This window comes from Butyrivibrio sp. AE3009, assembly GCF_000420845.1.
Lineage (GTDB): Bacteria > Bacillota > Clostridia > Lachnospirales > Lachnospiraceae > Butyrivibrio.
In genome coordinates, this window is record NZ_ATVS01000062.1 from 1 (window position 1) to 10,800 (window position 10,800).

The 10,800-nt window shown below is 40.4% G+C and carries 3 protein-coding genes; 1 reads left to right on the forward strand and 2 read right to left on the reverse strand.

Annotated features, from left to right (window positions below):
• Positions 1-237 precede the first annotated feature (237 nt).
• The gene (locus G588_RS0117475) at positions 238-669 is read left to right on the forward strand and encodes a hypothetical protein (protein ID WP_022779990.1); all 432 of its coding nucleotides are present in this window, start codon (positions 238-240) and stop codon (positions 667-669) included.
• 229 nt (positions 670-898) lie between these two features.
• Here G588_RS0117475 and G588_RS0117480 read toward each other — a convergent pair whose 3' ends face one another.
• On the reverse strand, positions 899-9,988 hold the full coding sequence (locus tag G588_RS0117480) for an InlB B-repeat-containing protein (protein ID WP_022779991.1): 9,090 nt from the start codon (positions 9,986-9,988) through the stop codon (positions 899-901).
• Between the two features lie 603 nt (positions 9,989-10,591).
• Positions 10,592-10,800, reverse strand: a 209-nt coding sequence (locus tag G588_RS20840) for a hypothetical protein (protein WP_035788893.1), incomplete at its 5' end; no start/stop codon positions are given.

Consider the following 10,800-nt stretch of genomic DNA (forward strand, 5'->3'; position numbering starts at 1 on the left):
AAGCCAACTGCTACCATTACGCAGCTCATTATCATCAAAATAAGTTGCATCGCTAGCTCCCTTTAAGATTTCTCATAAGCTTATCCCTCCTTAAATAGCAGAGAGTTCTCAGATCAAATCCGGCAAAGAGCCAACCGCCTACCGTAATCGTAGTGGTAGCACCCATGCGATTATTATATCGAATGTATGTTTGCTCTGGCAATAATTCTTATTCCGTGCTTTGTTGAACGATGATTTGTGTTCACAGAATCAACTTGGGGACTGTCCCCACTCTTTGATTATCCACAGGTAACATTTGAGCCACAAAATTTAGTACTTGCTTGCCCAGATTGCAATGGTTTTCTTTATAAACATGATAAAAACACTGTAATTACCACTAATAGTAAATACAAGGATTGGGAGTTCAGTATTGTACATCCGTATTTTGATGATCCCTCTGACTATTATGACTACAAAGAAGAACAAATCATCATCCGTATAAAAAATGGGATTTCACCTAAAATGATAAGTAAAGCAAAATATACTTGCTATGATTTATTTGATTTGAACAGCGAATATATGTTAACAATGAGGCAAGCACTAAGTGGTAGGAAAGCACTAGATCCAGATGGGTCTGAGCTAGATAGGCTTATTCAAGAAGCCCTTGATTACAAAAAAACATGGACCTGAATGTAGCAATATAGCCGCATACAATACATGCATTATTATTAACTCAATACTTGCTTCGCATAACTTTGCAAAGCCAAAAGAACACCGCCGGGTAAGTTATTCAAATCTTCCGGCGGTGTTTTGTAATCACCTTATAATGGAGGAAGCAGCCCTTGCGGGCTGCCTCCCCTTTACCTATTCGAATTGATGGTGTGTTATGAAATTCAAATAGGGGTACTACCTTATTCTATTATTTCTTAATAGGCTTAGGAGCAATCTTAACCTTAACTGTCTTAGTTCCGGTAAGTCCGGCATCCTCGTTACCCTTAAGAGTGATTGTCATTGTGCCCTTCTTGATGTTGTTGGTGTAACCAACGATCTCGAAGTCCTCACCTGCCTTAAGAGTCTTAGCTACCTTATTAACCTTGATGGATGATGTGAAGATTGCATTGAACTCATCATCTGTGAAGGTAATAGGATCGCCGGTGTACTCTGCTGCATACTTCTTGTTTGTAAGCTTGATGGAAGCCTTACTGAAGTCTGAGCCAACTTTAACTGTAAATGCAGGTGTTGCACCTGTAAGCTCTGCAACCTTAGCATTCTTAGGAGTAGCTACGATTGAGTATTCCTTCTCTGCTACGAGCTTACCTGTGTAAAGTGTCTCGCCATCGTAAACTGCTACTGCAAGCTTGCCTGCAGGAATTGCGTTGCCATACTCGTCAAGTACTGTTACCTTAACGCTCTTAGCTGCCTTTCCGGCTGCTGCTGTTGCAGATGCGATAACTGCGTTCTCAAGATCAAATGCCTTAACTGTAAAGGTCTTCTCAATTGATGTCTTAGCTAAGAAGTTTCCTTTACCCTTTACGGTAACGGTTGCTGTTCCAAGCTTAGTGTTCTTCGCATACTTAACTGTGAAGTCTCTGCCTGCAAGGAGTGCTTCGCCCTTCCATGTAAGCTCTACTGAAGGTGTTGCACCCTTTACTGCCCACTGTGTCTCTGTAGGATCAACAGTTACTGCAAAGTCTGTCTCGTTAAGAGGAGCTGCTGCGATCTTGAAGTTTGCTCCGGTTGTTGTTGCAACGCCCTTAGCATTGTTCTTACCGGAAAGAAGCATTCTTGCTGTGCCGGCATTTACATTGTTAGAGAATGTTACAACTGCTTCAAGTGCCTTACCTGATGCGTCATAATAGTTTTCGCCATCGGTTGTTGTGTACTCTGTAACTGTCTTGCCAACCTTAAGTGAGAACTTCTCAGGATACTTAGCTTCGCCGTCATAAGTGTAAACAACGTCCTTAGGAAGGATTACCTTTACGCCCTTGAGGTTAGCTACGTCATCCTCTTCTACACCCTTCTTAGGATCTACGATCGTGAAGGTTGCGGATGTGGTCTGGCCTGAGTAGTTTCCTTTACCCTTAATTGTAATGGTTGCTACTGAGCCAATCTTCTTGTTATTCTTGTAGCTTGCGGTGTAATCTACACCAGGTACGAGGTATGTAAGACCTGTGCTTGCGTCGATTACGTTGAATACAGGCTTGATGGCTGCGCCAGTGTACTTGTATTCTTCCTCAAGGCCTTCGATGTAGATACCAAGTACTTCGTCGATAGGTACAATGTCTTCTACAACCTGACCGTCATCTGACTTAACAATCTGCTTGCTGTCCTCGAAGGTCTTAGTCTTCTTCTCGCCCTTCTCGGTCCAAGTGTAGGTGTAAGATACTGTGTAAGTATACATAGCACCCTTCTTAGTTACTGTAGAATCAACTGTGAATGTCTTAACTTCAGGCTTTGCACCCTGCTTACATGTGATTGTAAGAGTTGCCTTTGAGTTATCTGAAGCCCATGACCACTCACCTTCCCATACATGTGCATGGTTGGTATAAGATACGTCATACTCATCTCCGGTTATAAGGAGTGCCTTATATGTGTATGTTCCAGTTGATGCGTCTTCTGTAAACTCAACATTCTCTTTTTCAAAGAGAACTTCGTTACAATCAGGACATGTAAGTGTGAGCTTCTTAGCAACGCGTGTTGACTCGTTGAAATCTGTAACTTCTGCAAGAAGTACCTTGCTGTGTCCTTTAGCCTTAAGTACGATTGCTGTTCCGTTGTTGTACTTCTTTGTTACATTAGATGCTGTTGCACCTGTTGATGTGATATCAGTATAAGTGATTGTGTATACAACTGATCCAGCCTTAGTACATGTAGGAGCCACCTTATTCTCTTCGCCGATAGATACAACAGTGAGTTCCTTAACATGAGCTGCATCTCTTGAACATGTTCTTGTAACCTTAACTTCATCAATGGTCATAAGTCCATCTTCATTCTTGTCAGTCCATGTAATATCAGGATCCATTGTAAGATCATAAAGGTGTCCAAGAGGTTCTCCTACTTCATTTTCGATATAGTATCCAGTATATGATGTTCCATATACCTTTGCAGTTGCAGGATACTTATATCCAGCGCCATGCTCACAATCTGCAGGAGCTTTCTTAGGTGTGTCATACTTAAGTGGCTGATTGCCATTGCCAGCAGCTCCATCTGCATCATTAATTATCGTGCCATCTACTTTAGACTTATCGTTTACAACAATTTCACTAGCAGTAACATCAGGACAGTTCTCATCTGTACAATACAGATGAAGTTCTGCGCTAAGATTGCCCTTTGTATCTTTTGTCCAAATCCACTTTACATACTTCTCATTTGTTTCTGCAGCCGGAGCGTAGGTATGTGTATGGAATGCAGGAGTAAGTGTCATGTTACTATAAACAATCTTACTAGCTGCAACAACATCTGTTCCAGACATCCATCCGTTCATAGCTTTCTTGGCTTCTACAGCTGTAGGAAGCTTACCGCTTGTAAATACAGAACCAAGAGATGAACCAAAAGGTACATATGCATAAATCTCGCCAAATGCTTTCTTAGACTTATCTAATGTTCTGTAATACTGAACTACTACATTATCATTTTCAATATCAGCCTTATTTTCTGCATATACTGTTCCATTAAAAGGAGTTCCACCAGAAATATTAGCGTCTAATTTAGCCTGATCTATATCAATCGCATTCTGGTTTCCATGTGCAGTCTCAGGAGTTCCGAATATAACCTTACCAAGGAATGAGAAGTTGATTGTTGAATAATACTTTCTTGCTGTTGTTCCTGTTCCCTTAGCCTTTGCAATATCAGTAGCTGTAAGGGTAACTGATTTACTTCCTACAGTTACGCCGTTATTAACAACAGTTGCACCGATAATATTCTTTAATTTACCTGAATCATCTTGGCCGCAGAACACAATAGTTACATCAACATTAGAATCATCATCAAAATCAATTGTTACTGCATGAGTATCAGTTGAACTTGGACTTACTAATGCAACTGTAGCACCTGTTGAAATTGAACCAGCAGGAGTAACGGTCGGATTCTCATTTGTAGTTCTTTCTGCCAAACCATTTACCAGTGAGTTATAAAGACCAGTTGCTGTAGTTGCTCCAATTACTGTATAAGCTTCAGCTACGCTTGTAGCCTTAACTGTATAAGATGTTGAAGCGCCAACTTCGAAGGTTACATTCTTTGTGACTGCAGTCTTGAGGTTTCCACCAGAAACTGTGATCACGTCTGAATATGTTCCTTCTTCTAAGCCCTTATTAGGTACTACAGTGTAAACAATGCTTCCGCCTGCTGCAACGTCTGTCTTTTCAGCCTTTGTAGCAATCGAGAAGTTTGTTCCAACTGCTGCTCCAGTTGAATTCATAACTACTGTGTAGCCTGTGAATACGCTAGATGCTGCTGTTGCTGTATTCTTGATTGTAACATTAACTGCTACGCTTGAAGGTACATATCCTTCTGTTGCAGACATCTCTATATCGCCAGTCTGCGCAAATTCGATAGTTTCAAGATCCTTATCGAAAACAGTATATGTCACAGGGATAATTACGTTCTGCTCTACAGCACTTGCACCTGTTCCCTCTGTAAAATGAACATCTACATATGTGCTATAAACGCCTGCAGTTGTCTTCTTGGCAGTAACTGATAATGTCTTTGTATCCTTCTCTGCAATAATCGTAGGAAGAACACCAATTGAAAGCATAGTTTCTGTTGATGCTTCAGGATACTTACTTCCATCTGCCTTAACTTCATAAGCATTCACATTGCTAATCTGAGTATTACCGGTATTTCTGATAGTAAGTGATGCACTCTGCGCCGGATTACCAGCAACATAATTCGTAATCTCTACTACCTTACCAGTTTTTACATTATCCTTAGCATATACAATTCTCTTCTCAAGATCTGGATTACCATCATCAATGGTTGTAAGATATGTATTATCCTCAACTGTGAGGCTAAGCGTGAAGTTTACAGACTCGAAATCATCACCACTTATTGTCAGTGTATCTGTGTAAGTTCCCTTTGCAAGACCAGCTTTAGGTCTAACTGTAAATGTTGCGTCTGTAGGAGTTGAAGAATTTAGTGCTTTAACTATGTTTACTGTTGCAGGAGCTACAACTTCAAAATTAGTTGTTTTAACTGTTGCCTTAGCAGTCATATCAATTACAGTGTTGGAATTTGATACCTGTACGACAACAGGAATTGCTGTGTTGGAATATGTTGAAACAACGCCGTCCCATGTAAATCCATCAAAGCCAACCTGGGTATTACCATTCTGAAGACCCTGAATAGTTCCATAATCTGTTCCTGTTGTAACACCTGTAATGTTAATATCATTAGACTTAGTTGAAACAATCTTAAATGTTGCCTTAGCACCTTCCTGCTTAGGATATACGCCTGCAAGAGAACCATTAAAGATATCTGTATTAGATAACTTAATAATTTGGTCAGCATTCATATCAGGAGTTGCAGTTGCTACTGAGGTGAAATTAACGCTGCTGTCATAAGTAGCTGCTGCAATTGATGCCTTAAGATTAACATCATAGGTTCCAGCTACTTTCATTGTTCCTTGAATATCATTGATAAGTCCGGAAGCAGCAGCTGTCTTTCCTGTAACTCCAACTGCGGTAGCCTCATGTGAAAGAGTCAAACCTGTCTTTGCTGACTGTGTATTATCTGCTCCGCTTGTAGTTACATAAAACTCAGTCTTTTCTGTTGTTCCGCTTGTAACCTTAGTGCCTTCCTCACCCCATTCTATTGTCTGTGAGTATGCGCCACCAACTGCTGCGATATTAAGTTTACCAGCAGCGATTGTGGTACCAATACTTGTAGTAAAGTCGCTAGGCTTAGTAATAGCAAGCTTATCAACAACTACCATCATTGCATAGATTACAAGCTCATTGGTATTAGTACCCTTGATTGTAATCTTTACTTTGTAAACGCCAGGTGCAGGAGAACCCTTAGTAACAATACTGAAGTTCTCTGTTCCTGAAGTACGGATATTTGCAAATGTTGTCTTATCAACTCCAATATAATTTGAGCTTCCTTTATAAGGGTTATCAGGATACTTTGCAATATTCGCATCAACATTGTCTGCAGCTGCTGCCGCTCCAGCTGTTCTGTTATCCGGAGCATCCTCTACTGTAATAACAACATTCTCTGCATTCTCGGTTGAAGCGTTAAGGTTAATGGTTCCCTTTGTAGCAGCAGCATCACCAACTATTGCACCCTTAAGGAGAAGTGCCTTTCCTGTAGGTATAGCTGTATTAGCAGCCAGACCAAAGTCTGATGCTATAATTGAAATTGTTGATGATGCAGTAACTGTAATTGTGTGTTTAAACAGAGCAGTAACACTGCTATCTGTCTTCTTTGTTGCCTTAACGGTAACATCAAATGTTCCAGCCTGTGTAGGCTTTCCATAAACTACGCCTGCAGGTGAAACTGAAAGTCCAGGAATTGATCCTTTTACCCACTCAAAATTGAATGTAGAAGCGACATCGCTTCCGCCATCAGCTAACTTAACAGCGTATTTTCCTGTGCTTGCAGTAACCTTAACTTCTGTACCTACTGTAAATGTCTGAGATGTATAGCTAACTAATGGAGCCTTAACAAGCTCGAACTTTAATACAAATGTATTAAATGCGCCACTAGCAGAATCAGTAGTTGTTACTGTTGCTTCATACTTTCCTGCATTATTAACAGCCCATGATGTAGGATTTTTAAATTTAAATTTAATATCTCTGCTCTCTCCTGTTGCAATCTCATAACCTGCTTTAAGGAGATTATTAGTATTTGCTGAGTTTTCATCAAATACAAGTTCAAACGCACTACCTGTCAATGCTGTTGATGCATTGCTAGAGGTGACTGATGTTATTGTTGTTACAGCAGTTGCGATATCAAGCTTTGATGCATTGGTTACAGTAAATGTCTGTGAAAGAGTATCAAGCTGATCTAATGAGAACTTTCCAAGATCAATCTTGTTCTTTGCTGTTGCCTCGACACCATTTACAGAGTGCTTAAATGTCTTAGTTGAAGCCTTTATAGCAAGCGTAACTTGACGATCTACCGTTGTACCTGAAGGTGTTGCCTTTCCGGTTACTGTAATTGTTAGATTTCCTGCAGGGGATACCTGCTTAGGTATTCCTGTAAGGGCTCCACTATTCTTATTAAGTGAGAGTCCATACTTATCCATAAACGCTGCTATTCCTTCTGAAGTATTAACTACAGGCTTAGCACTTCCATCCTGAACATTTTTAACACTCCATGTTACTCCTGTAACAGTACTGCTCTTTGTAACGCCAAACTGATATGCATAAGCCTCTCCAACATATGCGTCAGTGATCGTGGCAGTTGAACTAGGCTTTGTAATATCAAAGTCAGTTGCATTTTCCTTAAATATCAGTCCAATGCTTGTTGCTGCAAAGCTTGTAGTGGATGACTTAGGAGAAATTGTCAATGTATCTGTACTATTCACTGTGCTTCCACTCGCTGAAGCCTTAGGAGTAATAGTAATATTCTTTGTTTCTCCAGATCCGATTGTTACATCACCTACAGCGGGTGTCAGTGTAAAGTCCGAAGTGCCTCCTGACCATGATGTTGTTACTACTACCGCATCTTCGCTCTTATTTGTTATTGCAAGAGTCTTAGCCTCATTAGCTGCTGTGTATCCCTTAGGAGCATGCCACTCAAAGGTATTTGCCTGACCATACTTAAGGGCTTCACCAGCTAATGACAACGTTACATCAGCATTAACCACTTTATATTTATAAGCAGTAATTGGAGATACGTTTTCATCATCATCCTTAGCCTGAAGCACGAAATAATAAGTATTTACAGTAGCATTATTTTGGGCCTTTCCGGAAATTCTAAAAGTAGCCTCATCAGCACTCTCGGTAGCAGTTCCAACTAATCCAAGAGTATCAAATTGAGTTACTCTATCTGTGTTTGTAACAAATGAAATTTTTCCGCTTCCGCCTTTTGCAGTGATAACCATATCACGGAAGGACTCGCCAATATGAATCTCTCCAAGATCAGCCATCTTTATATAATAAGTACCTGATGATACTGTTCCTGATGCTTCTGTATACACATAGGGGTCACCCTCCGTGCCATTACCTGTTCTTGTATAATATCCGCCAACATTTAAGTTGGTGCTTTCAGTTAGTGTCACTGCATAATAATCTGCAAACTCAACCTCTTCTCCACCATGTGCAACTGCGCCGGTGATTGCAAGGTTATTTCCTACAGCAAAGGTAACTGTAGCAATCTTAAATGAAGTTTGATATGCTTTGGACTTAACGTAAAGAGTAGCTGTGTATGTTCCATCAGCATATGCTGGATTTCCTAAACCTGAAGCTATAACCTTTCCAGCCTCAGTTCCATCCCATCCAGCAGAACCATCCATACCAGCCTTATCACCCTTATTGCTAAGGCCCTTCTTAGGCATAATTGTGATGGTCTCAGGAGCATTAACATACAAAGTATTATTCTTCTCTATTACTGCATCGAAAGCGTCAGCATCAGCTCCAATCCAGACAAACTCCATATCATTAAGCTCATATTCTTTAAGGATACTTGTTGTAAGCGTTATGTTCTTAGCCTTAACAACAGGAGTCTTGTAAGAAGTAATATCTTCAGCTGGATCTGCTACTTCGTATCCCATCTTGATAGGTGTAGCGATGCCAGCGTTAAAATTGACAGATGTAGGAGAAGGTGAAATAGTACCATTTCCTATTGAAAGCCTAATCTCTCTTCTACAGATATTGAGCGGATTTTCTGAATCAACAATCTCAATAACAAGCGGAGTAGTTGCAAGCGCTTTCTTAGGCCCGTTGTTATGAAGAGTAAATGTCTTCCCTTCGTTTGATGTTACAAATGAAAGACCATACTCAGAACTAAGTGTGCTTAGATCTGTTATCTGAGTAAGATTGCTGTTGTTCCATCTTCCACCAGAGCCATACACAGTATTATTGTAAGTAGCTCCCATAGCAATATTCTCGTTAAGCTTATATACTTTCCAGCTTACCTTAGAATAATCATTAGAATCTGCAACAGCTGTAAATGTAACATCAGCACCTGTCGCATCACCGTAAGTGTAAGATGGGGTCTCTACAGTACTAAATGTTGACCACGCAGCGTTGTTATACTTAATGGCCATATTCTTGTCAATGCCATCAGGTGCAGGCGTATCACTAGCAAAACGTGCAAATAATGTTATCGAAGTAGAGTCTAAAGGTATCAACTCAGTTGGGAATGTAGTTGAAGACACCTTAGTTCCTGCACCAGATGCAGTTGTATACCATCCATCAAAAACCATGTTTGCTTTTGTTGGGGCTGTAGCAGGAAATGCAAATGTTGGATTAGTAATATCGAATGTCCCGTCTGAAGTTGTAGTTGTACCCTCGCCACCATTAGCAGCAACATTAAAAGTTATGGTATAAGTCTTAGGTGTTGCAGTTGCGGTTATTGCAAGATCATCCAGCACTGTTGCATCAGATTCTTGTGGATTAAATTTCAATGTACTATCAATTATAGAATATCCATAATGCGAACCTGTGGTTATACTATATGATGTCATGGTATAATAATTTTGTGCAAACACAGTATCTAAATTTGTAGTTACTGCATTTGTTCCATCATTTTCAAATTCCCATTGATATGGACTGACTGATGGAGATGGAGTAATCCCACTATAAGTTACAGTAAGGGTAGTACTTTCCGCTGTTAATAACTCAGCACTATCCTCAACATCAATTTCGTCAAGGACTTCCTCCTCAAATTCGGAAGCATCAAAATCAGACCCTAAGCCCTCTTCTTCCTCGAGGTCCAGGATCTCCAATTCTTCTTCAGGTAAATCTCCTCCTCCGCCATCATAGGCAAGTGCAGGAATACCCGAAGTCAGTGCCACGGTAGCTGAGAGAGTAAAACTCATCAGCCTTCCAAATAGCTTACTTCTCATATACAGTTTCTCCTTTCACACCATTCTTGCTCACACAATTATGAGCAATCACACTTTTTCACTTTGCCCCACATCGTCGGCCTTACAAGTCCGGCCTGTTCCCAGCAATACTACCATCGGTCGTAATACGTAAGGTTATCGAGATATGCGTCCCATTTCATAGCTCAATAGTGTTATGTAGGATCAAAGAATCAAGTTCCTGGCGTTTCATAGAATATACGTTATTTAGTATATCTTTATAACGCCATTGTATATATATGATAGCATAATAGCGTATACAAATTTATTAACATCCTATAAACAAAGCGTAATCTATCTCTAAACCACGCTACTTTACAGAATGCCGTCCCATTTTCATATACGATATTTTGACTATCACATTTAAATTATTCGCTACTCCCCCTCTCCATTTCGGTGTCATCTCCCCCCTCCCACTTTTTTAATAATCCCTTTATCCTTTCTTCACAATTTACTCCCCTAAAGTGCCTGTCACTTCATCCCCCTAAAGTGCCTGTCACTTTCCTCCACCGCAGTGCCTGTCACTTCACCCCACTAAAAAAGCCCCCGGCGCATCACGCACCGAGGGCTCCTCTAAACTCTTTTTTACATATACTTCTTAGCCTCATCTTCACTGAGGCTGTACTGTTCGCATAGATCAATAACTATGGTCTGATCATCAATTCCATGTTTTCTTAATGTAGCAACAGTTTTCCTGATTCCATCTGCCACAAACAACTCTTTTACCTCAGCTTCATTGTATTCTGTATCCAGCATACCTTCCACCTCTTTTCTATGTGCCATAAGAAAATCCC